This is a genomic window from Amycolatopsis azurea DSM 43854, from assembly GCF_001995215.1.
In the GTDB taxonomy this organism is placed as follows: domain Bacteria; phylum Actinomycetota; class Actinomycetes; order Mycobacteriales; family Pseudonocardiaceae; genus Amycolatopsis; species Amycolatopsis azurea.
The window spans coordinates 1-26,315 of the sequence record NZ_MUXN01000025.1; the positions used below are offsets into that span (position 1 = coordinate 1).

Consider the following 26,315-nt stretch of genomic DNA (forward strand, 5'->3'; position numbering starts at 1 on the left):
CAGTTGAGACCGCCCGCCCTTCGCTACGTCAGATGCGGGGAAAGTCCCCTTCAGCTCAGGGGTTCATCGCGTAGGCACCGGAGAGGTCCCGGACCAGCGACCACACGTGGTCGAAGCGGGCCGCGTCCACGACCGGCTTCCGGATCGATGCCAGCGCGAGCGCCTGCTGCGCCTCCGTCGAGGACGACTTCCCGTGCAGGTCGATCGCCGCGACGCTGAAGTCCTGCACCAGGGTCCCGAAGATCTGGTCGACGACCTCGGTCTCGATCCCGGTGATCTCCGCCTGCTCCAGCACCAGCTGCCCGTAGACGACCAGCGTGAACAGCTCGGTCAGCGCGAGACCGAAGTCTAGGTCCTGCTGCTGCGCCTCGTCCGGGGCCGCGTCGGTGAACAGCTTCACCAGTGCCTCGGCCTGTTCGGTGAACCGCGCGACGTTCGGGATCGCGGACGCCTTGGCGTAGGCCTCGCGCCAGTCGTGGAACCGCACCTTCGACAGCCCGCGCGCGGGGCCCTGGCGGAACAGGAACTCGTCGTCGGCCGCGTCGGACCGCGTCGGCACGGGCTCGTAGTCCTGCGGCGCGAACAGGTACGCGGGCACGAACTTCGCGATCAGCGCGAGGTTCACCGCCACCGTGCCTTCCAGCTTCGGCAGGCCGTCGATGTCGTTCTTCGACATCGCGAGATAGGTGTCGGCCTCGAAACCCTTGGCCGCCACCACGTCCGCGACCAGGCCGATGACCTTCTGCGCCTCGGTGGTCACCTTCATCTTGGTGATCGGGTTGAACAGCAGGTACCGGCGGTCGTCCGCGTTCGCGCTGCGGAAGTAGTCCACGGCACGGTCGGAGAACAGCTTCATCGCGACGAGCCGCGCGTACGCCTCGACGAATTCCCGGCGCACGTGCGGGAAATCGGTGACCTTCTTGCCGTAGAGCACCCGGTTGTGCGCGTGGGTGATCGCCTCGTACAGCGAGTGCGTCGACATCCCGATGCCGCCGAAGCACAGGTTGAACTTGCCGATGTTGACCGTGTTCAGCGCCGCGGAGAACGCGTCGGCGCCGACGTGCAGGATGTCCTCTTCGGACACCGGGTAGTCGTCGAGCTCGAACTCCGCGACGTACATCTGCGACGGCACCACGTTCTTCACCACGCGGTAGTTCGGGTGTTCCGCGTCCGCGTAGAAGAACACGTACTGGTCCGGCCCTTCGACACCGTCGATGCGGCCGAACACCGACACGGTCCGCGCGCAGTTCCCGTTGCCGATGTAGTACTTCGACCCGTTCGCGCGGTAGCCGCCCTCGCCGTCCGGGGTGAGCACGAGGTCCGACGAGTAGATGTCGGCGCCGTGCTCCTTTTCGGACAGTCCGAACGCGGCGACGCCGCCGGCCGCGAGCGAGTCCGCCGCGCGTTTGCGGGCGGCCTCGTTCGCGCTCTGCCACACCGGGCCCAGGCCGAGGATGGTGACCTGCCACGGGTACCAGTAGTTCAAGCCGTAGAAACCGAGGATTTCCGACAGGGCCGCGACGCGCGCGGTGTCCCAGCGCTTGTCGGGGTCCCCGTCGGCGTTCGCACCGGGAGTGAGGAACGTGGAGAACAGGCCTTCCTTGCCCGCGAACTCGATGAAGTCCGCATAGAAGGTCCGGTCGTGGTAGTCCTCGACGAGCTTGCGCTTGCCACGCTGTTCGAACCACTCGATGGTGGCACGCAGCAGGCGACGCGTCTCCGGGTCGAACTGCCGTGGGTCGTAGCCACCCGGGTTCAGCAACAACGCGGTCGCCTTTTCGCTCATGGTCACTCCTGGTCAGCCGAAGTTACTACCCGGTAACCGTAGCGCGCCGCTTCGCCGTCCGGCCACCGAACTCGACCAGCGTCACCTCCCCGTGGTCGTTCCGCAGGAAACGGGCGGCGGGACGGCGGGTGTCGGCGGCCGGGGCGATGGCGTCCTCGGACACGAAAACGGCTTCGAACGGCGGCGGCGACGGGAAGCCCTCGACGTCGGCCACCATCTGGGCCCAGAGCACGCCGTCGCGGTCGGTGAACTCGTACGCGAGCTGCCCCGTCTCGTAGCGGCCGGTGTACTCGGCCAAGGCCGGGGACGGCAGCGGCGGGGCACTGGCGACCTCGGGCAGCCCGACGAGGTTCTCCAGACACCAGTCGACGACCTGCCTGCCCAGCGCCGCGCCGCCCGCGCTGTTGGTCAGCACCGTGACGGCGAAGTCGTGCTCCGGCAGTGTGACGAACTCCGACAGCTGGAGGTTGCTCACGTTGCCGCCGTGCCGGACCAGCCGGGCGGCGCCGTGGGTCGTGTGCAGCCAGCTCAGCCCGACCTCTTCGAAGCGCAACGCCGCCTTGCGCTGCGGCTTCCGCATGAAGTCCCTGGTCGCGGCGGACAGCGGCGCCTCACCTTCGCTCTCGCCGGTCAGGAAGAACCGGGCCCATTTGAGCTGATCGCCCGCCGTGGACCACAGGCCGCCGCTCGCGCTGTCCGCCCGGGTCAGGCCCACGGTGTGCGCGACCGCCGCCTCGCCGTCGGTGACGATGTGCCCGACGGCGTGACGCCGGGTGAGCACCTCCCACGGCAGGTAATACGACCGGGTCATGCCGAGCGGCTCCAGGAGCCGCGTGCGGACCAGGTCCTCGAACGTCTTCCCCGACACTGCTTCCGCGACCCGGCCTGCCAGCTGGAAACCGGCGTTGCAGTAGGAGAACACCTCCCCGACCGGGAAGATCTGCGGCAGTTCGGCGAACCGCTCGACGGCGAGGGCGAGCGCGTCGTCACCCCAGCCGGAGTCGAGGTCGACGTCGCCGAGGAAGCCCGCCGAGTGAGTGAGCAGATGCCGCGTGGTGACCGTCTTCTGCGCGACCGGATCGGACAGCCGAAGTTCCGGCAGATACTCGGCCACGGGCTTGTCCAGCTCCAGCGAACCGTCCTCGACCAAGGCGAGCAACGCCGCCCCGGCGAAGGTCTTGCTGGTGGAGCCGATCATGAACAACGTCCCGGGATCGACCGGCAGTCCGGTGTCCACACTGGACACTCCGGTGGCGAACACCGACTCCTTGCCGTCGTGCCGGACGCCCACCACCGCACCGGGGACCTCCGCCTTCCGGGCACCCTCGTCCAGCAGGCCTTGCAGTTCCTCGACGTTCGACACTCGTGACCCCTTTCGTCCTGGTCCGGCCAGGGTTTCACCGTGGCACGGCGGGCGAATCGTGGGAACCGACGAACATCGGCCGCCCGCTTCGTCGGCGGGTGCGATCCGCGTGCGGGGGAAATCACGTAGCCCGGGCGATCACGGGCCGGGTACACTGGTCCTGCGGTCCGCTCAGTTCTGCCTCGGGCCGCGTTTCGTTGTCGAAGACCACGCGCCGCGGCCCCCCGAGGTCTGCGCCGGGCAGGACAACCGTTTCTATCCTTACGGAGATACCAGGGCGCACCCGCGCCCATACGCTTATGAGCACACCTACTTTCACCGAACTCGGCCTGCCCAAGACGCTCGTCGACGCGCTCGCCGAACAGGGCGTCACCAGCCCGTTCCCGATCCAGGCCGCCACGCTGCCGCATTCGCTGGCGGGCCGGGACGTCCTCGGCCGCGGCCGCACCGGCTCCGGCAAGACCTACGGCTTCGTGCTGCCCGTCCTCGCCCGGCTCGCCGCCGGCCCGACCCGGCGCCGTCCGGGCCGTCCGCGCGCGCTGGTCCTGGCGCCGACCCGCGAACTGGCCACCCAGATCGAGGCGTCCTTCCTGCCGCTGGCCAAACCGCTCGGCCTCAAGGTCACCACGATCTTCGGCGGCGTCAGCCCCAACCCCCAGATCACCCGGCTGCGTGACGGCGTCGACATCGTCGTCGCCTGCCCCGGCCGCCTCGCCGACCACATGCGCTCGGGTGAGGCGAAGCTCGACAACGTCGAGATCACCGTGCTGGACGAGGCCGACCACATGGCCGACCTCGGCTTCCTGCCCGACGTCCGGCGCATCATGGCCGAGACGCCGGAGCGCGGGCAGCGGCTGCTGTTCTCCGCGACCCTCGACGCGGGCGTCGACGTGCTGGTCAAGCGCTTCATGCACGACCCGGTGACGCACAGTGTCGACTCGGCGCAGTCGCCGGTCTCGACCATGACGCACCACGTGCTGCACCTGGAGGAGACCCACCGGCTGCCGGTGCTGATCGACCTCACCGCCGCGCCGGGCCGCACGCTGGTGTTCACCCGCACGAAGCACCGCGCCAAGCAGCTGACCCGCAAGCTCATGGCCTCCGGCGTGCCGGCGGTCGAACTGCACGGCAACCTCGGCCAGACCGCGCGCACCCGCAACCTGGAGGCGTTCGCCTCCGGCGCGGCGAAGACGTTGGTCGCGACCGACATCGCCGCCCGCGGTATCCACGTCGACGACGTCACGCTGGTCATCCACGCCGACCCGCCGGTCGAGCACAAGGCGTACCTGCACCGCTCGGGCCGGACGGCGCGGGCCGGGGCGTCCGGCACAGTCGTCACGCTGATGACCGACGCGCAGGTCGGCGACGTCCGCGACCTCACCCGCAAGGCGGGCATCAAGCCGACCACGACGCAGCTCGGCCCCGGCCACCCGCTGCTGTCGGAGCTGGCGCCCGGCGAGCGTTCGTTCACCGCGTCGCCGCGGCGGCCGATCGTGGACACCCGGCCGAAGCGGGTCACCGCCTCCGGTGAGGCCATCCCGGCCAAGGGTGCGGACACCGACGAAGACCGTCCCGCCGGTCGGGGACGCGGCAGCCGCGCCGGTCGCGGACGCGGTCCTTCCGCCGGTGGCCGTGGCGCTTCCGGTGGCCGTCGCGGGTCCTCGGACGGCCGTTCGCGTCAGCCTCGCACCGAGGGTGACCGTCGCGGCGGTGCTTCCGCCGGTCAGGGCCGTCGCGGGGCCGAGGCCACCGGACGTCGCGAAGGCGCGGCCAAGGGCGGCCAGGGTCGTCAGGGGCGCCACAGCGCCGCCGAGTCGCAGCCGCGCCGGGGTTCCGGTGCCGCCAAGTCGCAGCAGTCCTCACGTAGCCAGTCCGGTGGGGCCCCGGCCCGCCGTGGCGGTGCGGCCGCGTTCTCTTCCGGAACGCGCGCCGGCTCCCGCCGCTCTCGCTAGTCGTCTCCGCTCTGCCGCCCGATCACTTTCGGGCGGCGGAGCGGGCTTCGGCGGCCGCGCGCCGCTCTTCGAAACGCGACGCCTGGGTGTCGAGCGCCTTCAGGAACTGGTCGAGTTCGTCGCGCGCCTTCTCCCCCACCTCGCCGAGCCCTTCCAGCTCGAAGATCTTCCACTGCCGCAGCAACGGCCAGATCACCTCGTCGTGGTGGATCCGCAGGTCGTAGATGCCCGCCTTCGCGATCAGCGCTGCCTTCCGCACAAAGCTCGGGATCACCGCGCCCGGCATCTGGAACTGGACGACCTCGTCGGTGATGGCCCGCATCATGGCGTCGGGGGAAAGCTCCAGCGACGCCTGCACCAGGTTCCGGTAGAAGAGCATGTGCAGGTTCTCGTCCATCGCGACCCGCGCGAGCAGCTTCTCGCACAACGGATCCTGCGTGTACTTCCCGGTGTTGCGGTGCGAGATCCGCGTCGCCAGTTCCTGGAACGACACGTACGCGAAGACGTTCAGCAGCGCCTTGTCGCCGCTGTCGTACCCGGCCTCCATGGTCTGCATGCGGGCCCGCTCCAGCTCGACCGGGTCCACCGCGCGCGTCACCAGCAGGTAGTCGCGGATGCAGATGCCGTGGCGGCCTTCTTCGGCCGTCCAGCGGTGCACCCAGGTGCCCCACGCGCCGTCACGGCCGAACGCGCGCTCGATCTCGCGGTGGTAGCTCGGCAGGTTGTCCTCGGTGAGGAGGTTGACCTCCAGCGAGGTCCGCGCGATCGGCGACACCCGCGACTGCTCGGGATCCCACGCCTCCCCGCCGAGGTCGGCGAAGTTCCGGCCCTCGTCCCAGGGGACGTACTCGTGCGGCATCCATTCCTTGGCGACCCCGAGATGCCGGTTGAGGTTCTCCTCGACCGTCCCTTCGAGCTCGAGCATCAGCCGGGTGCTTTCGGGGACCGTCGCCATGCGTTTCGTCCTTCCGGGATAACGGAAACGCCTCCTTACGACACCGTAACTTACGGTGCCGTAGGTAGGCCACCTCCGGGAGATGAACGCTCGGGTCGGTCGTGAGTGGTGAGTCGCGCTGGAGCGGACCGATGTTTCCCTGCCCACGCCTAACCTGCGCGAGGGTGACGGTTCGGCGGTTGCCGGGCTCGACGATGAAGGAATTGGGACGTTGAACGTCCCGATTCCTTCATCGTCACTCCCGCATCGTCGCTCGGTGTCGCCCAGCTTCGGAGCTTGATCAACGCGACAGGGCGGCCGGGTCAGTGGCTCTGCGCGACGCCAGGCTCTTCGGCGTCGACTGTGTGGATTTTGGTGCGTTAGATGACCAGAAATCCACACACCCTCACTCTGAGCGACGCTTCGCGCCTCGTCGGCCACAGCAAGCCGTCACCTTGCCCTACCCCTCGATGACCGCAGATACATCAAGGGAGCTTTCACCGCATCGCATGCGGGGAAAGCTCCCTTCAGCCCGAGGAACAGTGGCGGTGAGTGGCCGGTCGAGCGGGGGCCGCGGTCCCGGATCCTCCACTCACGACGCCTAAAGCGAGGCCGTCAGCCCCCGCGCACGCAGGACGGAACGCTCCAGCGGCCGGAACACCAGCAGCTCGATACCCACGCCCACCAGCAGGATCAGGAAGATCGCCGAGATCACGGCTTCCATGCTGTTGAACGACGAACCTTCGTTCAGATAAGCGCCGAGCCCCTTGCCCAGCGCCGGGGACAGCGCGATCAGCTCGGCGGCCATCAGCGAACGCCACGAGAACGCCCAGCCCTGTTTGAGCCCGGCCAGGAAGCCGGGCAGCGCGGCCGGCAGCAGGATGTGCCGCGCCGCCGAAAGCCGGTTCGCGCCCATCACCTGGCCGACCCGCGGCAGGATCGGCGGGATCTGGTCGATGCCCGCGACGAGACCGTTCGCGATCGAAGGCACGGAACCGAGCAGGACGACGAAGTAGATCGACGCGTCGTTCAGCCCGAACCACAGGATCGCCGCCGGCACCCACGCCACCGACGGCAGGCTTTGCAGCCCGGTCAGGAACGGCCCGACCGCCGAGCGGACGAGCCGGACCTTCGCCACCAGCAGCCCGAGCGGCGTCCCGATGACCACGCCGATCAGGAAGCCCAGCGCGGCCCGGTGCACCGACGTCCACACGAACTCGAAGATTTCGCCGGTGGTCGTGATGCCGAGGAGTTCGTCCCACACCGCGAGCGGTGAGGGCAGCATCGACTCCGGCCAGAACGCGGCCGCCCACAGGGCCTGCCACAACGCGACCAGCAGGGCCAGGAAGACGACCGGCGGCACGAAGCCGCGCAAGAATCGCTTCCCCCGGCTTTCCCGCCGTTCCCCGGTGGGGGTGTCGAGCGAGTCGAGACCCGCTCCGACTGCCTCGTCCGCGTCTTCCGCTGAAGTGTCGGGGCGGTCAAGCCGCGGCATGGGTACTGATCACCTCCCGGAGATGCCCGGTGATCTCCAGCGTCAGCTCTTCGGCGTCGGCGGCCTGGACGTCGCGCCATTCCCGCACGACCCGGCCCGGCCGCGACGAGAGCAGCACGACCCGCTGACCGAGCCGGACGGCCTCGCGGACGTCGTGGGTCACGAACAGCACCGAGGTGCCGGTGCTGCGGTAGACGCGCAGCAGCTCACCCTGCAGGACGTCGCGGGTGATGGCGTCGAGCGCGGCGAACGGCTCGTCCATCAGCAGCAGCGACTGCTCCGGGTCGCCGCCGACGCGCAGGGTCGCGGCCAGCGCCCTGGCGAGCGCGACGCGCTGCCGCATCCCGCCGGACAGCTCGTGCGGCCGCTTGTCGCCCGCGCCGCCGAGGCGGACGAGTTCGAGCAGCTCGGTCGCCTTCTCACGGCGTTCGGTCCGGCTGAACCCGGCGAGGCGCAGCGGCAGTTCCACGTTGCGGGCCGCGGTCAGCCACGGCATCAGCGCGGCCTCCTGGAACATCACTGCGGGCCGGGAGGTCTCGAGTGTGATCGAGCCGGAGGTCGGCTGGTCGAGGCCGGCGACCAGGTTCAGCACCGTGCTCTTGCCGCAGCCGGACGCGCCGAGCAGGCAGACGAACTCGCCGGGGGCGACCGTCAGGTCCATCCCGTCGAGGGCCACGACGGCGCGGCCGGTCGGCCCGAACGCCTTCCGGACCCCGTCGAGCCGCACGGCGACACCGGTGGACAAGCCAGGCTCCAAGGTGGTCGTCATCGCTGTTCCCCTCCGGTCACTTCGTCAGCCCGGGCGCGTTCACGCCGGGCTTGCCCTGCTCCTTGAGCACGGCGTTGAGCGGGCCGAAATCGGCGAACCCCTTGAGGTCCACCGCGGACTTCACCACGCCCGCGGTCACCGAGTCCTGCGCGAGCTGGGTGAAGGTGGACGCCACCGGGTCGATGCCGAGGTCGATGCCGGAGAAGGCGCGGTCGAGGACGGCCTCGCTCAGTGTGCTGCCCGCGAGCGCCTTGAGTTCTCCGTTGACCACCTTCTTGGCCTCGGCGGGGTTGGTCTTCGCCCAGTCGATGGCGGCGAGTTCGCCCTTCAGGATGGCGGTGACGGTCTCCGGGTGCTGCTGCAGGAACTCGCTGCGGACGATGACGACCGTGGTCGGGAACTTGCCTTCCGGCCACAAGGTCTTTTCGTCCAGCAGGACCTTCGCGCCCGCGTCCAGCACGAGCCGCGAGGACCACGGCTCCGGCAGCCAGCCGCCGTCGAGTTCGCCCTTCTTGAAGGCGTCGAACGTCTTCGGGTTGTCGAGGTTGGTGATCTTGACGTCGGGCAGCTTCTTCTCGGCGATGAACTTCTTGAGCGCGACGTCCTGGGTGTTCGCCAGCGACGGCGTCGCGATGTTCTTGCCGGTGAGCTGCTCCGGGGTGGCGATCTCGGGCTTCACCACGAGCTGCGCGCCGCCGGAAACCGCGCCGGAGACGAGCTGGATGGCGCCCTTGGACTTGGTGAAGGCGTTGATCGCCGGGCCGGAGCCGATGAAGGCGATGTCGAGCGAGTTGCCGAGCAGCGCGTTGACCTCTTCGGGTCCGGCGTTGAACGTCTGGGTGGTGAGCTTCGTCGAGCCGAGTTCCTTGGCGAAGTAGCCGTTCTTGACCCCGATCAGCGCGGGCGCGTGCGTCACGTTCGGGAAGTACCCGACGCGCACCTCGCCCGCGGCACCCTGGCTCTTCTGCTCCGCCGGAGCGGCGGCGTTCTCCGCGCGTGAGCACCCGGCGATTCCTCCGCCCAGGGTCAGGGCGGCGAGAGCCGCGGCCAGGATCCGGGTTCTGTGATGGGTACTCACGGAGATGTCGCCTTTCGGGGGATACAGCTCGGCCTCGGGTGGTGGCCGCGAGAGTCGCATGTTCGGCCGCACACCTGCATCGCCATCCGCATGACGGGATTAATCCGGCGAAACCTTGACACCAGGCGAGACACTTGTTCCACATGCCAGGACAGGCGTCCCATGATCACCCTCCCCGATCGGGCGTCCTCCCGGTGTAACGGTCCGCGCCGAACGGGCGAATGACGCTTAGTGGTGAAGCACCCTCGGACAGTCGCCATGGCGGGCGTGCTGACCGCCGGGATCGGGCTGGGCGTCGTCGCGACGACGCTCAAAATCGCCGACGGCACGCACACCGCGCTCGACACCACCCTGTCCACCACGACCGGGTTCCTCTTCCTCCTCGCCGGCGCCGTCGCGCACGTGCGCCGCGCCTCGAACCCCATCGGCCTGCTCATCGCGCTGGCCGGGCTCGCGCTGTTCGCCGAGGACCTCCAGTTCGCCAAGGACCCCGCCGCGCACACCGTCGGGCTGGCGCTGACGGCCGCGTCCAGCCCGGTGATCGCGCACCTCGTCCTCGCCTTCCCGCACGGGAAACTCCGCTCCCGCTGGGAGCGCGTGCTCGCCTTCTCCGCGTACGCCGTGGTCTTCGGGGCGGCCGTTCTCGGCCTGCTGGTCAACGACGATCCGGGGAACCTCGCCGCGGTCGCCGCGTCCGCGGAAGCCGAACAGCTGGTCAAACGGCTGCTGGAGCTGGTCGGCGCGCTCATCGGCGGCGGGGTCGTGGTGGTGCTGCTGTACCGCTGGCTCGCCGGACGGCTTCCGCAGCGGCGGCTGCTCTCCCCCGTCCTCGCGATCGCCGTGATCGGCGCGGTGAGCACCACGGTCGGCAGCGCGCTCGGCTCCGCGAATCCGGTGTCCGATCCGCTGCTGGACGTCTACCGGATCTCGTTCTGCCTGTGGCCGCTGGCGTTCCTGGTCGGAGTGCTGCGGGCGCGGGTCGGCAACGCGGAGATGATCCGGCTCCTGCTGGAACGCGACGGGTCCGGGCTGGCCGCGCTGGTGCAGGACGACGAGGTGTGGAAGGACAGCCGGTCGATCGACGCGCTCGACGCCGCCGCCGGGCTGGTGCTGGACAACCAGCGGCTCGCCGCGGAACTGGAGGAACGCCTCGTCGAGGTCCAGGCCTCCCGTGCCCGCATCGTGGCCGCCGCCGACGACGAGCGGCGACGCGTCGAACGGGATCTGCACGACGGCGCGCAGCAACGGCTGGTCAGCGTCGTATTGCTGCTACGGATGGCCGAACGACGGCTCGGGAGCGAACTCACGCCGCCCGTCGCCGCCCTGCTGACCAGCACCATCGACGAACTTCAGGCCACCGTCACCGAATTGCGCGAACTCGCGCGCGGGCTCCGGCCCGCGATCCTCACCGAGGCCGGGCTGATCCCGGCGGTCCGGTCGTTGCTGGACCGGGTCCCGCTCGCCGTCGACCTCACGGCCGCGGACGTGCCCCGGCTCAGCGGCGCCGTCGAGGCGACGGCCTACTTCGTCGTGTCGGAGGCGGTGACGAACTCCCTGAAGCACGCTCGGGCGGAGGAGGTCCGCGTGCGCATCGGCGTCGAGGAGGACGGCCTGCGGGTGGACGTCCACGACGACGGCACCGGCACCGCCGACATCGACGGCGGCTCCGGGCTGCACGGCCTGCGCGACCGGGTCCGCGCGCTCGGCGGCGAACTGACCGTCGCGAGCGAACCCGGCTCGGGCACCACGGTTTCCGCTGTCATCCCCCTGGACGACTAGCGCCTGCTGTCGATCAGCGCGGCCAGGCCGTCGAGGATCCGCTGCAGACCGAACTCGAAACCGCTGTCGGCCGGCGCGCCGTCGACCGATTTCGCCGCTTCGAGCAGCGCCGGGAACATGTCCGGATTCGCCGTGACGTGCCCGCGCAGGCCGCGGTCGCCTTCCCAGGGCTGGGTCCCGGCGTTGTTCGTCGACTGGGTGTTGCGCAGATGCCCGCTGATCAGGAAGACCGCGTCCATCCGCTCGGCGCCGGTCAGCCCGGTGCCCGTGAGCGCGGCGACCGCGGACTCGGTCCAGCCGATCTCCCGCGGTCCGGTCGGGCGCACCCCGACCGTGGCGTCGGGCAGCCACGGATGCCGCTGCCAGGTCTCGCGCATCCCGAGCGTCCACGCTTCGAGCCGGGAGCGCCAGTCGCCGGGGACGGCCATCAGGTCCGGCGCGGGGCCGATGGCCAGTTCGGTCATCACCGCGGGCAGTTCGGCCTTGTTCTTCACGTGCCGGTACAGCGCCATCTTCGTGACGTCGAGCTTGCTCGCGACGAGTTGCATGGAGACGCCCGCGATGCCGTCGACGTCGGCGATCGCGGTCGCGGCGTCGGCGATCCGTTCGATCGTGAGCACCGGGCGAGCGCGTTTCGGCTCGCGCTGGGACAGCCCCCAGAGCAGGTCGGTGCTGCCGGCGCCGGGTTCCGGGCCGGCTCCCGTCGAGGTCGCCATCGTGCACTCCGCTTCGGACATTCGGGGCTTGTCATGGCCCCGAAGGCGAGATGGACTGGATGACCATGCCGTGGACCGACGACGTCAACGCCTACGTCGGCCCGCTCTGGGAGCCGGTCGACCTCATCGCGCTCGGCCGGAACCTGGCCGAGGGCTTCATCCCCGTCTGGCGGTCGAACCCGGAGGGGGAGACGCAGGAGACGATCGACATGATGAACAACACGCCCAAGTTGGTGATCTCGAACAGCCTCACCGAGTCACCGTGGGAGAACGCCACCGTCGCGGGCGGCGACCTGCCGGTGTTCCCCGCGCTGGACGCGCACCAGCAGCTGCGGCTGGTGTCGTCCAAGACCTTCGAGTGCGGCATCACCGCACTGCACCTGGAGCCGAAGAACTCCTAGGGGTGCCTCTCAGGCCAGCCCGCGGATCGCGCGCGCGGGCGGCCGCACCCCCTGGATCGACGCGATCATCTCCAGCACCTGCCGGGTGCGCTTCACCTCGTGGACCCGGAACACCTTCGCCCCCTCGGCCACCGCCCAGGCCGTCGCCGCGAGGGTCCCGTCGACCCGCTCCGCGAGTTCCACGCCGAGCGTCTCGCCGACGAAGTCCTTGTTGGACAGCGCCATCAGCACCGGCCAGCCGGTGTCGGCCAGCTCTCGCGCGTGCCGCAGCAGCGCCAGGCTGTGCCAGGTGTTCTTGCCGAAGTCGTGGGTCGGGTCGATCAGCACCCCCTCGCGCGGGACGCCGAGCGCGACGACCGCCTCGGCGTGCGCCGACGTCTCCGCGACGACGTCCCCGACGATGTCCGGGTAGCGCACCCGGAACGGACGGGTGCGCGGAACGGCGTTCCCGGTGTGCGAGCAGACGTAGCCGGTGCCGAACTCCGCCGCGACCTCGGCCAGCTTCGGATCGGCCCCCGCCCAGGTGTCGTTGATCAGGTCCGCGCCGGCCTCGGCCGAACGCCTGCCCACCTCGTGACGCCAGGTGTCGACGCTGATCACCAGGTCGGGGTGCAGTTCGCGGATCCGTTCGACGAACGGGACCACCCGTCGGATCTCTTCCTCGACGTCGACGTCCGCGCCGGGGCCCGCCTTGACGCCACCGATGTCGACGATGTCGGCACCTTCCGCCACGGCCCTGTCGACCGCCGCGAGCGCGTCCGGATCGGAGAAGGTCGCGCCCTTGTCGTAGAAGGAATCGGGGGTTCGGTTGACGATCGCCATGACCAGGGCGCGGTCCCGGGCGACACGGCGCCCACGGAAGGTCAGCTCGTTCACGGACCGATCGTAGGCGAGCGGGCGTTTTCGCGGGGGAATGCCGCCCATCGGGACCGTCCCGGACACCGGGAGCGGCCATTCGAGTGGCATATCTGATATATGACGCAAGAGATCGGATCTCTCTTGACTCGTCGTCGAGAGGACGAGTAGACGTTGTCCCGCAAGGAAATTCAGCCCGGCGGCCGCGGCCGCCCCCACAGCTGGTCGGGATGTCGACGGACGGCGGATCGGCATCCCGGCCACCACTCCCCCGGTGTCCCGGCGCAGGAAGGGCCTCGAATGTCATCGGATCCTCTTCGCGCGGCACGCCTTTCGCGGCGCACGGTACTGGCGGGAACCGCGGGCGCCCTCGGCGCGCTCGCCCTGCCCGGCGTCGCGAGCGCGGCGCCGGCGGACCTGTCGCGGGCCGTCGTCGACTCGACGATGAAGCGCTACACCCCGGCCACCCTCGGCGGCTGGGGCTACACGCGCGGCCTCTACCTCTACGGCCAGTACCTGGTGTACCGGCGCACCGGCGAGAAGGCCTACCTCGACTACATCCTCGCCTGGTACGACCGGTTCGTCACCGAAAGCGGGATCTCGAACGGTTTCACCAACCTGGACGCGATGCGCTCCGGGCAGATGTTCCCCTTGCTGTACACCGAAACCGGGCAGGCGAAGTACAAGACCGCCGCGGAGCAGCTGCGCCGCCGGTTCCCGTCCTATCCCCGGACGTCCGACGGCGGGATGTTCCACGCCACGAGCAAGACCGGACAGCTGTGGGCGGACGGCGTGTACATGGCGCAGCCGTTCCTCGCGCTGTACGGCAAGACCTTCGGCGACACCGGCTACTGCTACGAAGAAGCCGCGAAGAACGTCACCGTGTACTTCGATCGCCTCAAGGAGCCCGCCAAGGGCCTGCTCTACCACGCTTACGACGAGGACGGCTCGGAACCGTGGGCTTCGGGCGCCGGGCGGCATTCGAAGTACCACTGGGCCCGTGCGATCGGCTGGCTCGGGATGACGGCGATCGACCTCCTCGAGATCCTGCCCGCCGGGCATCCGCGGCGAGGACGTCTCGCCGACATCGTCCGGTTCCTCGCGGCGGGCTACACCCGCTGGCAGGACCGGGCTTCGGGCCGCTGGTTCCAGATCGTCGATCGGGGCGGCGACAAGGACAACTGGCTGGAGACCTCGGCCTCGGCGATGTACACGTTCCTGCTCTCCAGAGGGGTGGAACGGGGCCACCTCGGGGCGGAGTACGGGCCTGTGGCCGCGAAGGGCTATCGCGGGGTCTTGTCCCAGATTTCGACCGGTTCCGACGGATTGACCGACATCGCGAACATCTCCGAGGGCACCAATGTCGGCGACACCGCGTATTACTACGGGCGTAAACGCAACACCAACGATTTCCACGGTCTCGGCGCGTTCCTCATCATGAATGAGCAACTCGCCTTCTGAGGTCGCCGCACCGGCCGAAGGACACCTTCCCCGCGCTCGACCTGGGGAAAGTGTCCTTCGGTCGTTTTCGGGGGCAGTGCCGGGTATTGACGGGAGGCGCTAACATCGCACGCTGCGACGCTCACTCCCAGGAGGGACGACCGGATGCGCGAGACGCCAACCCAGGCTTCTTATACCCGGCTCGAACTCGGTGACACCAGCACGATCCCGGTAGGTGTGACGGTTTCCCCGCACATCTCCTTGGTTTCGATGCTCGTCGAGGTGGTCGGCGGGTACGACCGCGGCCTTCCCGCCGCCTGGCGCCGCCAGGTCGGCTCGGCGATCCCCGAGCAGGGATACCGTGCGGCGAGCGCGCTCGCCAGGCGGGGCACTTCGGTGCAGCCGGATTTCATCGTCCCGATCAGCCCCGGCGAGGACTCCTCCGCCGCGGCGCAGGCGGAGATGCTGCGCGAGCTGACGGAAGCCGACGTCCTGAAGGGCCTGGAAGAGGTCTTCGGGGACCGGTTGCCCGCGCAGTGGCGGCAGGCCGCCGACCATCCGAGACGGTGGGTCGCCTCGCTCGCGGACGCGTTCACCGCGACCCGGCTGGCGACCGAGAACCTGTGGACCAAGGCCCGGCCACTGCTCGACCGCGAGATCGAACGGATCGGGGTCGCCTCCGTCCGCGGCGGCACCGACGCGGTACTCGGCCTGCTCCGGCCCCATTTCCGGTTCAGCAACGGTTCCCTGCTGCTGCCCGACGCCGAACCGGCGCGGTACACCACCCGCGGCCGCAAGCTGATCCTCGTCCCGATGCTCGCGGGCTGCCGGTCGGCGGTGTCGAACTTCGACGAAGAGGACGCCATCTGGATCGGCTATCCCCTGCCGGGGCTCGACGGCCTGATCGAGAACGGCAGGCACGAAACGACCTCCGGTGTCGACGGGCTCGACCTCGTGGTCGGCGCCCACCGCGCGAAACTGTTGCGGCACCTCGGGAAACCCGCCCGGATGGGGGAGATCGCGAATCTCCTGTCGTGTGCCGCGAGCACCGCGACGTACCACTGCGAGCAGCTCGTCTCGGCGGGGCTGATCCAGCGGCACCGCGAGGGTCAGGTCGTCCTGGTGGTCCGGACACCCCGCGGTGACGCTTTGGTGGACCTGCTCTCATGACCGGCGCGGCGGTGTCGTGAGTGGCTGCGCAACGTCGCGAAAGCCACTTTCGCGACGTCTGGTGTCCCGAAAGTGGCTTTCGCGACGCCCGGCGTGGATGCGCGAGCGAGCGCGCCGGCCACACACCTCGTCCGCGTGGTCTGGACGTGTCGTGAGTGTTTTGGGTCGTTCTAACGACACTCATCACTCACGACCCCCGCGACCCCTAGACCTTCTGGAGCCCCGGCTTCCCGGCTTCCACGACGTAGCTGCGGTCCGCGGCCAGGGTCACCTTCGAGAAGTCGTACTCGGTGGTGTCCGAGACCGTCATGAAATCCGCCCGCAGCTGTGTTTGCGACGCCGTCACCCGCACGTAACCGCGTTTTCCCCGGCAGTACTTGATATGCGGGTTGTTCGACAGCCACGCCGACGACGGGTCGGTCGCGGTGTCGCTGTTGCTCGTGACCGACGTCGTCACCAGCTCCGAGCCGAACACCGGGTCGCTGTGGTTGAAGTAGTCGCGGCGCAGATCGGCCGCCCAGTGCCGGTGGACGTCGCCGGTCAGCACGATCGGGTTCGGCACCTTGCGGTCCACGATGCCCTTCGCGATCCGGTCGCGGGAGGCCTCGTAACCCTGCCAGGAATCGGGACTCTCACAGGTCGCCTTGTTGCCGTCGCCGTCACGGGTGGCGAAGAAGACCTGCTGGCCGAGGAAGTCCCACTTCGCGGGCTGCGTTTCCAACGCCTTCAGCAGCCACGCTTCCTGCGCGGTGCCCAGGATGCTGCGCGACGTCGACCGCATGTCGGTGCACGACGGGCCCGCCGAACCGGAGGGGTCGGGCACCTGCGCGTTGCGGTACTGGCGGGTGTCGAGCATGTGGAACCGGGCGAGGTTGCCCCAGCCGAACTGCCGGTACAGGCGGATCGTCGCGCCGCTGGGCTTCGCGGTGGACCGGATCGGCATGTTCTCGTAGAACGCCTGGAATCCGTTGGCCTTGCGGTCCGCGGTGGCCGGGCTGGTGGTGCCGTTCCAGTTGTTCATCACCTCGTGGTCGTCGAAGACCACGATCCACGGCGCCATCGCGTGCGCGTTCTGGAGGTCGGCGTCGGTCTTGTGCTGGGCGTGCCGGGCGCGGTACTGGGCCAGCGTCGTCACGTCGTCGGTGAAGGCCAGTTTGCGCGGATTCCGTTCGGCGGCGGCGCGGCCGGACTTCTTCTCGTACATGTAGTCGCCGAGGAACAGCACCAGTTCCGGGTTGTCGGCGACCATGCCCTTGTACGAGTGGTACCAGCCCTCCTCCCAGTGCTGGCAGGAGGAGAAGCAGTACTTCAGCTGATTGACCGCCGCGCCGGCGGCGGGGGCGGTCCTGGTCCGGCCGACCGGCGAAATGTAGCCACTGGTCTTGAAACGGTAAAAGTATTCACGTCCCGGTTCGAGTCCGACCGGTTCGATGTGCACGCTGTGCCCGGAGGCGCGGGCCGCGGTCGCGGCGCCCTTCTGCGCGATCGAGGAGAACGCCTGGTCGTTCGCGATTTCCCAGTCCACTGTGTACGAAGCGTCCGGCATACCGCCGAAACCGTCGGGATTCAGCGGGGCGGGCGCGAGCCGCGTCCACAGCACGACACTGTCCGGCAGCGGGTCACCCGAGGCGACCCCGAGCTGGAACGGGTCGCGGATGGCGGGTGCCGCCGCCAAGGTTCTCGCGTTCGCCCACGAAGGCACCGTCGACGATAACGCCGCCGCCGAAACCGCCGCGGCTCCACCGAGGAGTACCGCCCGCCGATTCACCTGGCCCATGAAAATTCAACCTTTCGAAGTGGGGAAAGAACGGGGAGGGATTTCACGCGGCGTAATCGGTGATGCCGCCACTGCACGCTTCGAGCGTCGGATTCGCGGCGGCGTTGGCGACGCAGACCTTGTAATAGACCCACGACCCCTTCGCGACCGGGACGGCCTTGTCGACGTGGGTTCCGTTGCCGCCGGAAGCCCAGACGTAGAACGGGCCGGCGCCACCCTTCAGCCAGTAGGCGACCACGGCGGACTTGCCGTCGGCGTCCTTGTCGTAGACCAGGAAATGAGCGTCCGATGAACGGAACTGCCCCTCGCCGGCGCAGACGCCGGTGGAGCATTCGGCGCTGCCGGAACCGACCCCGCAGTCGGGGGCGATCCGCTGATCGGAACCGGTGTAGACGTAACCGTCCGAGATGTAGCCGCCGAGCGCGGGGACGTAATCCCACAACGTCGTCTTGCCCAAAGGACCGGTGACCTCGGTCCCGATCGTCTGGCAGTCGATGGTCACCGAGGCGCCGTTGGCCACCGTGCGCACCGCGGACGAGGAAGTGCTCGGGGCGCGGCGCACGTTCAGCGGATCACCCGCCGTCTTCACGGTCCCGGTGGCCGCGGCCAGTGCGGGAGTGGCTCCGGCGAGGCCCAGGGCACCCGCCGTCGCCAGCACGAGAAAGAAACCGGCGAGCCGCCGGACACTTGAACGCTTCATGACTTCAGCGTCGACCGGCGTCGTACACATCACGTACAAACGCCGACCGGCTGTCTGCACATGCATGCGAATGGATCTAGCCAACCATGGCGGGACGGCAATATTATCGGCAGATATGGGGCTCCTGCCGTATTGGCGGTTTAGGTGACTATTCTCGGGTTTCGCGTTCTCGGTCCGCTCGAAGTGGCGGTGGACGGGCAGGTGGTGCCGCTCGGCGGTCCCAAACCCCGTCTTCTGCTCGCCGCTCTCCTGCTTCAACCCAACGTCGTCGTCTCCACGGAACTGCTGATCGAGGTCCTGTGGCCCTCCTCGGCTCCCCGTTCCGCGGCGGCGAACATCCGCACCTACGTCCATTCACTCCGCAAACGTCTCGCCGATCACGATCCCGAGCTGGGGGAACGCATCGGCAGCCGGGCATCCGGCTACATCCTCAAGACCACCCCTGGGGAGATCGACCACATCAGGTTCGGCGAATTGGCCGCGCGCGCCCAGGACGCGCTCGGCCACGGGGAAGCCGAATCCGCCCTCGACCTGCTGGACCAAGCCGAAGCGCTGTGGCGCGGGGAAGTCCTCGAAGGGCTCCCCCACGACCACGGCTGGGGCGCGACGGTGGCCCGGCTGACGGAATTGCGGCTCGCGGTCCAGGAACAGCGGCTGCGGGCGAGGATCGAACTCGGTCGCACCGCCGAAGCCGTCGCCGAACTGCGCGGCCTGGTCACCGAACATCCACTGCGCGAGGAACTCTGGCAGCAGCTGATCGTCGCGTTACGGGCCGACGGCCGCACGGCCGACGCGATCGAGGCCTACGAAACGGCGGAGAAGGTGCTGGCCGAAGAACTCGGCACCGAACCCGGGCCGCGGCTGCGGGAGCTTCGGGCCTCCCTGGTCCTGGCTCCCTCGACGACCGCGGAAGCCGTCGCCATGACCCTCGCCCGGCCGTCCGCGCCGGTCTGCCAGCTGCCGCTGGACCTGCCGGACTTCACCGGCCGCGACGAGGTGGTCGGCGAACTCGTCGACCTCTTCCGCAATCGTCGTGAGCAGGGGAAACCCGCGATAGCGGTGCTTTCGGGAGCCCCGGGGATCGGCAAGTCGTCGGTCGCGATCCGGGTCGCGCACGCGGTCCGGGAGGACTTCCCGGACGGTCAGCTGCACGTCGATCTCGCCGGGACGTCGTCCTCACCCCGGCCTCCGATGACCGTGCTCGCCGAGTTGCTCCGCGCGTTGGGGGTGCCCGACGCGGGACTGCCGCGTGATCTTCCCGAACGCGCGGCGCTGCTGCGGTCCCGGCTGGCGACCTTGCGGATGTGCGTCGTCCTCGACGACGCCGGCAGCGCGGCGCAGGTCCGGCCGCTCCTGCCCGGCGCGGGCGCCTGCGCGGTGCTGATCACCAGCCGGGTGCGGATGCCGGATCTGGCCGGGGCCACCCCGGTCGACGTCGACCTCCTGACCGAGGCCGAAGCCGCGAAGCTGCTCGAAGGCATCGTCGGCACCGAACGGGTCGCCCTGGAGCCGGAGTCCGCGACCGCGATCCTGCGTCACTGCGGGTATCTGCCGCTGGCGATCCGGGTCGCCGGGGCGAAACTGACCCATCGGCCGGGCTGGACGCTGCGCGTGCTGGCCGACCGACTGCGGGACGAAAGACGAAGACTCGACGAACTCCGCGTCGGTGATCTGGCCGTCCGGGCCAGTGTCACGCTCAGCTACGACCTCCTGCCGATGTCGGCGGCGAGCGCGTTCCGCGGCCTCGGCGGGCTCGGTTCGGTCCAGTTCCCCGCCTGGGTGGTCGCGGCGCTGCTCGGCCGCGCGCACGCGGACGACGTCCTCGACGTGCTGGTCGACGCCCATCTGGTCGAGCTCTGCGGCTCGGACGGTACCGGCGAGCCTCGTTATCGCCTGCACGACCTGCTGCGGTGTTACGCCGCCGAACTGCGTACGCACGACATCCCGGCGAAGGCGCACGACGCGACGAAGCGGGTGCTGGAGGGCTATCTGGCGCTCGCGCTCGAGGCCGCGGACCGGCTGCCGATCCACTTCTTCGGGCTCTACCGCGACGACACGGTCGTCCAGCCCGCGCTCCCGCCGGGGGCCGGGCAGCTGATCGAGGATCCGGCCGCGTGGTTCGCCGCCGAGCGGCACACCTGCGTCGCCGCCATCTCGCTGGCCGCCGACCTCGGCTTCGACGGGCTGGCCTGGCGCCTCGCCGCCGCGCTGGCGCCGTACTTCGACCAGCGCGGCCACCAGGACGATTGGCTGCACACGCACGCGGTCGCGCTGGCCGCCGCCCGCCGGTCCGGCGAGCTCCGCGGGGAGGCGATCATCCAGCGCAACCTCGGCCAGGTCCAGCTGTACCAGGACAGTTACGCCGAGGCCCTGATCGCGTTCGAGCAGTCGCAGCTGCTGTTCGACAAGGTCGGCGAGGCGCGGGGAGCGGCGATCGCGCTCGCCGGGCTCGGGACCGTGCTGCGGATCAAGGGCGAGGACACCGTCGCGCTGGAGCACTGTCACGAGGCGCTCGACCAGTTCTCGGCGGCCGGGGATCCGCACGGCGAGGCCGTTTCGCGGATCGCGATCGGCGCGGTGTGGCTGGCGCGGCGCCGGTTCCCCGAAGCGGAACGCTGGTTCACCGAGGCGCTCGAACAGTCCGCGCGCATCGGTGACCGGCATCGTGAGGCGCACGCGTTGAAGCGGCTCGCGATGCTGCGCCAGCATCAGGGCAATCTCGCGGGCGCGCGGGAACGGGTCGACCGCGCCATCGCGATCTTCAACGAACTCGGCGACGACCACTGCGTCGGCTACGCGAACCAGAACCTGGGCGAGCTGTATCTGCACAGCGGCGACCTCGCCCACGCGCAGCTGCTGCTGGTCAATTCGCTGAGCGTGCATCGGCGCAACGGGGACCGCCGCTCCGAGGCGGAAGTGTCGCAGTTGCTCGGGGAACTGCACGAAGCGCTGAGCCAGCCCGAGCGATCGCGGACGTACTCGGAACGCGCGTTGGCGTTGTGGCGGGAGCTTTCCGCGCGGCCACAGGAATCCGCGCTCGCCTCGCGCCTGCAGGAGTCCGCCGAGGCGTCCTACGACGACTCCGCGAGCGCCTGACCTTTTCGCAAGTCGGCACCTGATTGCGGTTCACCCACCGCAACCAGGTGCCGACTTGCGTTTGTATCGATCGTGTACAGGTCCCGGCGAAGCTCCTTCGTAGCAACCGAGAGTGCTCGAAGGGAGACCGGAATGGTCCGGACCGTGAAGGCCCGCCGTGTGATGGCGGCCGTGCTGGCCATGGGGGCGGTCACCGCGCTGGCCGCCAGCCCCGCGAACGCGGCGCCCGAAGGAAGCTGGCGCGCCGATCTGTCCACTGTGGACGGCGACGACGTCAACGTCCGCAGCGACGGCGGCGTGCTCAGCCTGGAAAACTCCGCCTGGCACAGAAAACCCGACTCCATCGGCAGCCAGGGTTACCTGCTGCTGGCCGAGCAGAAGCTCGGGAAGCCGGTCAACCGCGTCACCGCCCAGGTGACCGCCGACGCGCCGAAGGGCACCGAGGTCGAGGTCGACGTCCGAGGCAAGCTCAACTCCAACGACTGGACGGAGTGGACGCCCGCCGAGGCCGGCGCCGCCCAGCTGTCCACTTCGGTCTCCACCGTCCAGGTCCGCATCGGACTCCGCACCCTGACCGACGGCGTGACCGCGAAGGTCAGCGACGTCACCCTCCAGGGTGAGCTCGGCCCGCAGGCGAACGCGATCGGCGCGGCCGCCGCCCCGCTGACCTACAAGGTCTTCGGCACCCGTGAGGGTCTCGTCGGCGGCACCACCGCCAACGGGCACGTGATCAAGTCCCGCGACCACTTCGTCGCCCTGCCCTCGGGCCGCGGTCTCGCGCCGAAGAACACCGGCAACTACACCGTGCGGATCTGCCGCACCGACAACAGCCGCTGCGAGTACGCGCCGGTGTGGGACGTCGGCCCGTGGAACACCAAGGACGACTACTGGAACCCGTCGGCCACCCGTCAGATGTGGAAGAACCTGCCGCAGGGCAAGCCCGAGGCGCAGGCCGCGTACCAGGACGGCTACAACGGCGGCAAGGACGAGTTCGGCCGCAAGCCCGCGAACCCGGCGGGCATCGACCTCGCGGACGGCACCTTCTGGGACGGCCTGAAGATGACCGACAACGGCTGGGTCAACGTCTCCTACCTGTGGACCGGCTCCGGCCCGACCGGCGTGGTCAGCACCGCGGGCGACCCGATGAACGTCCGGGCGTCGGCGAGCACCAGCGCGGCGATCAAGGGCCTCGCGGCGAACTACGCGAAGGTCAACATCGAATGCTACGTCGAGGGTGACACCGTCACCGGCAAGTTCGGCACCAGCAACATCTGGGACCGGATCGGCCCGGGACACTACATCTCCGACACCTACCTGCAGACCGGATCGGATCTGCCGGTGGCGCCCAAGTGCTAGTCACCACCCCCTGATCGCGAAGGCCCGGCGTACCCCATAACGCCGGGCCTTCGCCCTTTCAGGGGAAGGCAAAATGGCGTGTCGTGTTCGGCTTCCTCCTCAACGCGACTTACCGCTCACGACCGCTTGGTCCGGCTCGACCCCTGGTGAGTCAGCGGCGTTGCGAAAGCCACTTTCGCAACCTTCAACGTTGCGAAAGTGGTTTTCGCACCATCCGAAGCCGGCACGCCAGCGAGCTGGCATGACAGGTTCGCCTCACCCCCTAAATGTCCCACTGAACGGCGCTTTTATTCACAACCATGAATGGTCTTCACAAGCGCGTAATCGTCGTGCGAAACTCCCGTGACGCATTTCCCACTGACGAATGGCGGGCATTGTGAGCGTTTCCCGGCGAACTCTGTTGACCACCGCTGCCGGTGCCGCCGTCGCGGCGACGGCGATCACCCCGGCCGCCGACGCGACCACCACGGCGACGGAAGAAGCCGACGGGCTAAGGACTTTCCGCCGGGCGGCCGACTACGCGGTGACCAAGCTACGAGCCGTCGCGCCCGGTGTGACGTCCTTTCCGGAGATCACCCGGTTCGAGAAATGGACCTATTCCGCGAAAGGCGGCTGGATCGGCGGATTCTGGCCGGGGACCTTGTGGCTCGCCTCGATCTACAGCGGCGATCCGCGATTCCGGACCCTCGCGGAGGCGTCCGCGGAAAAGCTCGCGCCGCGTCAGCACGAGACGAGCGATCACGATCTCGGATTCCTGTTCTACCCGTCCTGGGTGACCGGCTGGCGGCTCACCGGCGACGACAAATGGCGCACGGGCGCGCTCACCGCCGCCGCGTCGCTCATCCAGCGGTACAACGAAAAAGGCAAGTTCATCCGGGCGTGGGGCGCGCTCGGCACGCCGGGCAACGCCGGGCGGGTCATCGTCGACACGATGATGAACCTGGACCTGCTGACCTTCGCGAGTAAGCAGACCGGTGACCGGAAGTACCTCGACATCGCCGTCACGCACGCGAAGACCACCGAACGGGTCTTCGTGCGCCCGGACGGTTCGACCCCGCACGTGTTCGACTTCGACCCGGACACGGGCGCCGAGATCGGCCCGAACTCCGTGCAGGGCTACAGCCCGACGTCGTGCTGGTCGCGTGGTCAGGCCTGGGCGATCTACGGTTTCACCACGATGTACCGGCGCTCCGGCGACCCGCTGTTCCTGCGGACCGCGCAGCACCTGGCCGACTTCGCGCTCCGCGCGCTGACACCGGACAACGTCCCGGTGTGGGACTACCTCGCGCCGCAGGCACCGCACGACATCAAGGACTCTTCCGCCGGCGCCGTGATGGCGTGCGGACTGCTCGACCTGGCGAAGGTCGCGAACCGGCCGCAGTACCGCGAGGCGGCGATCCGGATTCTCACCGCGCTGTGCGACACCTGTCTGACCACGAAGTCCACTCGCGCCGAGGCGATCGTGGCACGGGGCACGCGCAACCGTCCCGCCGAGGACGGCGTCGAAGTTTCGCTGCCCTACGGCGACTACTACCTGCTCGAGGGAATCCTGCGGGTGCTGATGCCGAAGGAGATCGACAAGGCGATCGACCTCTCGACCGGCTGACTCCCGCTCGCGAGCGCGCCCCGAGCGCCACGCTTGAGACGTTGAGCGTCCCGGGCGTGGCGCTCGGGGCAGCCCGGCTCAACGCGCATGACCCAGGCCGCGGCCTCACGGGCGGGTTGTGAAAGCCACTTTCACAACACTGCTCTCGCCACCTGATCAAGGATCGCAACCAGGTGACTACTTGCGAGGCAGGAGACGGCGTGGTCGCTCACTCGCCCCACGTACCGACTCCGGTCCCTCTCAGAGGTTCCCAATGTCGCATTTGGGTCGCTGAGCGACCCAAATGCGACATTGGGAACCTTGCTAGCCCCACCCCGGCTCAGTGCGCGTGGCCGCCGTGGTGCGCGTGGACTTTCGCGTGGCCCAGGCCGCGCCCGATCATCCACTTGTTCACCGGCACCGTCAGTACGAACGCGACGGCCAGCGAGAACGCCAGCGCGCCCCAGAAGAGGAAGCTCCCGAGCCCGGCGTCCATGGCGCCCGGCACCACGACCATGACCCCGTTGTCGACGATCTCCATGACCGCGATCGACACAGTGTCGGCGGCCAGCGCCACCTTGAGCGCGGCGCCGAACGCGAGGCCCGACTTCAGCACGCCGCGCATGGTCAGCGCGTAACCGAAGACGAAGGCGAGCGCGACCGAAAGCACGATCGTCCCCGCGTTGTGCAGGCCGAGCGCCGTGCCGATCACCATGCCGAGGACCTCACCGATCGCACAGCCGGTGAGGCAGTGCAGGGTCGCCGACGCCGCCATCGACCAGCTTGCTCCGTGCCGTGTCTCGTTCATGCGGGGAAATATACCCCCCACCCGTATATGCCGCGCGGTGATCCCCGTCTCCCGATCGCTCAGCGTCACCCCCGATGGCCGGGTCGGTAATCGGCCCAGGTCGATGAACTCACTTCCGTAACCCTTTGCGCTCATCCGGTTGACCGGGGTAACCGAAGACCTTAGTTTCGCCGGAGGTCTCCACCGCGCGCAGACCGATCGGCTGTTTTTCAGGTAGTTCCGTGACTTTGGGGTGGAGATGCGAGGGCCGACGAAGACGCTCGTCGTGGGCACTGTGCTCGCTTTGGGCATGGTGTTCGGGCTGACCGGCTGCGGCGGTGAAGAACCCGCGGGGATGGCGGCGAAGCCGATCCGGATCGCGTTCGTGCCGAAGGTCGCGGGCATCCCGTACTTCGAGGCGATGAACGCCGGCGGGAACGCCGCGGCCAAGCAGCTCGGTGTCGAGTGGAGCTCGACCGGACCCGCCACGGTGGACCCCGCGGCCCAGGTCTCCATCGTGCGAGGCCTCGTCGACCAGCGGGTCGACGTCATCGCGATCGCGCCGAACGATCCGAGGGCGATCGCGCCGGCGATCACCGACGCCCGGGCCAAGGGTGTCCATGTGATCACTTCGGACACCGACGCGCCCGGCACCGATCGCGAACTCTTCGTCAACCAGGCGACCCCGGACGGCATCGGCAAGGCGCTCACCGACGCCCTGATGAAGAAGATGGGCGGCGCGGGCAAGTACGCGATCGTCTCCTGCGGCGAGACCGCCGAGAACCTCAACGCCTGGATCGCCGTCCAGCGCGCGTATACCGCCATGGAGTATCCCCAGGCGCAGCTCGTCGAGACGGTCTACGCCGGCGAGGACAAGGAGAACGCCACCAGCCTGGCCAAGGGCCTGATGACGAAGTACCCGGACCTCACCGGCCTGGTCGGCGAGTGCACGACGTCCGCGCCCGGGGTCGCCGAGGCGGTCCGGTCCCAGCAGAAGATCGGCCGCGTCTTCACCGTCGGCGTCGGGACGCCGCAGGCGATCAAGCCGTACCTCCTGGACGGTTCCTCGTCGCTTTCGGTGCTGTGGAACGTCGAATCGCTCGGCTATCTCACCGCCTGGGCCGGCAAGCAGATCGCCGAAGGCAAGCGGCTCACCCCGTCGAACAAGGTCAACCTCGAACTCCCGGCGATCAAGTACGAGGACGACAAGAAGACCGTGCTGCTGGGCGACCCGCTGCTGATCACGCGCGAGAACGTCGACCAGTTCAAGTACTGA

The 26,315-nt window shown here is 69.1% G+C and carries 20 protein-coding genes; 9 read left to right on the forward strand and 11 right to left on the reverse strand.

The annotated features are described in order from the left end of the window. Positions 1-55: 55 nt before the first annotated feature. Positions 56-1,786 (reverse strand): acyl-CoA dehydrogenase, encoded by a 1,731-nt coding sequence (locus tag B0293_RS32595; protein WP_005153088.1) that lies wholly within the window; start codon positions 1,784-1,786, stop codon positions 56-58. Between the two features lie 25 nt (positions 1,787-1,811). Further along, positions 1,812-3,149 (reverse strand): serine hydrolase domain-containing protein, encoded by a 1,338-nt coding sequence (locus tag B0293_RS32600; protein WP_005153093.1) that lies wholly within the window; start codon positions 3,147-3,149, stop codon positions 1,812-1,814. Between the two features lie 299 nt (positions 3,150-3,448). Between B0293_RS32600 and B0293_RS32605 the strand changes: the two genes are divergently transcribed. Further along, positions 3,449-5,101 carry a DEAD/DEAH box helicase gene (locus tag B0293_RS32605; protein WP_005153095.1) on the forward strand — a complete coding sequence of 551 codons (1,653 nt, stop codon included), beginning with the start codon at positions 3,449-3,451 and terminating at the stop codon, positions 5,099-5,101. A 22-nt stretch (positions 5,102-5,123) separates the two neighbouring features. On the opposite strand, the gene B0293_RS32610 is transcribed toward B0293_RS32605, so the two are convergent. The 4 genes from B0293_RS32610 to B0293_RS32625 form a co-directional block, all read right to left on the reverse strand. Then, positions 5,124-6,056, reverse strand: coding sequence for an acyl-ACP desaturase (locus tag B0293_RS32610; protein WP_005153098.1), 933 nt, complete (start codon positions 6,054-6,056; stop codon positions 5,124-5,126). Between the two features lie 580 nt (positions 6,057-6,636). Further along, positions 6,637-7,530, reverse strand: a complete 894-nt coding sequence (locus B0293_RS32615) for an ABC transporter permease (protein ID WP_039916226.1) — start codon at positions 7,528-7,530, stop codon at positions 6,637-6,639. Beyond that, complete coding sequence (locus B0293_RS32620) at positions 7,517-8,299, reverse strand: ABC transporter ATP-binding protein (RefSeq protein ID WP_005153101.1); 783 nt, start codon at positions 8,297-8,299, stop codon at positions 7,517-7,519. Before B0293_RS32620 ends, B0293_RS32615 begins: the two co-directional genes overlap by 14 nt. A 16-nt stretch (positions 8,300-8,315) precedes the next feature. Next, positions 8,316-9,377, reverse strand: a complete 1,062-nt coding sequence (locus B0293_RS32625; protein ID WP_005153104.1) for an ABC transporter substrate-binding protein — start codon at positions 9,375-9,377, stop codon at positions 8,316-8,318. 258 nt (positions 9,378-9,635) lie between these two features. Here B0293_RS32625 and B0293_RS32630 point away from each other — a divergent pair, with 258 nt between their 5' ends. After that, the gene (locus B0293_RS32630) at positions 9,636-11,156 is read left to right on the forward strand and encodes a sensor histidine kinase (protein WP_085939603.1); all 1,521 of its coding nucleotides are present in this window, start codon (positions 9,636-9,638) and stop codon (positions 11,154-11,156) included. Here B0293_RS32630 and B0293_RS32635 read toward each other — a convergent pair. Beyond that, positions 11,153-11,872 (reverse strand): TetR/AcrR family transcriptional regulator, encoded by a 720-nt coding sequence (locus B0293_RS32635; protein WP_052014338.1) that lies wholly within the window; start codon positions 11,870-11,872, stop codon positions 11,153-11,155. The genes B0293_RS32630 and B0293_RS32635 overlap by 4 nt on opposite strands. A 59-nt stretch (positions 11,873-11,931) precedes the next feature. Between B0293_RS32635 and B0293_RS32640 the strand changes: the two genes are divergently transcribed. Next, on the forward strand, positions 11,932-12,273 hold the full coding sequence (locus B0293_RS32640) for a hypothetical protein (protein WP_245191871.1): 342 nt from the start codon (positions 11,932-11,934) through the stop codon (positions 12,271-12,273). A gap of 9 nt (positions 12,274-12,282) precedes the next feature. On the opposite strand, the gene folP is transcribed toward B0293_RS32640, so the two are convergent. Beyond that, positions 12,283-13,149, reverse strand: coding sequence for a dihydropteroate synthase (folP, locus tag B0293_RS32645; RefSeq protein WP_039916266.1), 867 nt, complete (start codon positions 13,147-13,149; stop codon positions 12,283-12,285). A gap of 279 nt (positions 13,150-13,428) precedes the next feature. Here folP and B0293_RS32650 point away from each other — a divergent pair, with 279 nt between their 5' ends. Both B0293_RS32650 and B0293_RS32655 read left to right on the forward strand, forming a co-directional pair. Continuing rightward, positions 13,429-14,589 carry a glycoside hydrolase family 88/105 protein gene (locus B0293_RS32650; RefSeq protein ID WP_005153116.1) on the forward strand — a complete coding sequence of 387 codons (1,161 nt, stop codon included), beginning with the start codon at positions 13,429-13,431 and terminating at the stop codon, positions 14,587-14,589. Between the two features lie 144 nt (positions 14,590-14,733). Next, on the forward strand, positions 14,734-15,738 hold the full coding sequence (locus B0293_RS32655; RefSeq protein WP_005153117.1) for a winged helix-turn-helix domain-containing protein: 1,005 nt from the start codon (positions 14,734-14,736) through the stop codon (positions 15,736-15,738). Positions 15,739-15,943: 205 nt separating this feature from the next. On the opposite strand, the gene B0293_RS32660 is transcribed toward B0293_RS32655, so the two are convergent. Together B0293_RS32660 and B0293_RS32665 are read right to left on the reverse strand one after the other, a co-directional pair. Beyond that, entirely contained in the window at positions 15,944-17,515 is a 1,572-nt protein-coding gene (locus B0293_RS32660; protein ID WP_005153118.1) for an alkaline phosphatase D family protein, read from the reverse strand. Between the two features lie 43 nt (positions 17,516-17,558). Beyond that, positions 17,559-18,215, reverse strand: coding sequence for an SH3 domain-containing protein (locus B0293_RS32665; RefSeq protein WP_005153119.1), 657 nt, complete (start codon positions 18,213-18,215; stop codon positions 17,559-17,561). Positions 18,216-18,359: 144 nt separating this feature from the next. Here B0293_RS32665 and B0293_RS32670 point away from each other — a divergent pair, with 144 nt between their 5' ends. From B0293_RS32670 to B0293_RS32680, 3 genes are all read left to right on the forward strand, one after another. Further along, a complete protein-coding gene (locus B0293_RS32670; RefSeq protein WP_005153121.1) occupies positions 18,360-21,311 on the forward strand; it encodes an AfsR/SARP family transcriptional regulator in 2,952 nt (983 codons plus the stop codon). Between the two features lie 132 nt (positions 21,312-21,443). Then, entirely contained in the window at positions 21,444-22,667 is a 1,224-nt protein-coding gene (locus B0293_RS32675) for a hypothetical protein (RefSeq protein WP_005153122.1), read from the forward strand. Positions 22,668-23,043: 376 nt separating this feature from the next. Continuing rightward, positions 23,044-24,273 carry a glycoside hydrolase family 88 protein gene (locus tag B0293_RS32680; RefSeq protein ID WP_005153123.1) on the forward strand — a complete coding sequence of 410 codons (1,230 nt, stop codon included), beginning with the start codon at positions 23,044-23,046 and terminating at the stop codon, positions 24,271-24,273. A gap of 319 nt (positions 24,274-24,592) precedes the next feature. Here B0293_RS32680 and B0293_RS32685 read toward each other — a convergent pair whose 3' ends face one another. Next, positions 24,593-25,027: a DUF4396 domain-containing protein gene (locus tag B0293_RS32685; protein WP_005153124.1), complete on the reverse strand. Its 435-nt coding sequence runs from the start codon at positions 25,025-25,027 to the stop codon at positions 24,593-24,595. Positions 25,028-25,298: 271 nt separating this feature from the next. Between B0293_RS32685 and B0293_RS32690 the strand changes: the two genes are divergently transcribed. Then, entirely contained in the window at positions 25,299-26,315 is a 1,017-nt protein-coding gene (locus B0293_RS32690) for an autoinducer 2 ABC transporter substrate-binding protein (RefSeq protein WP_209437254.1), read from the forward strand.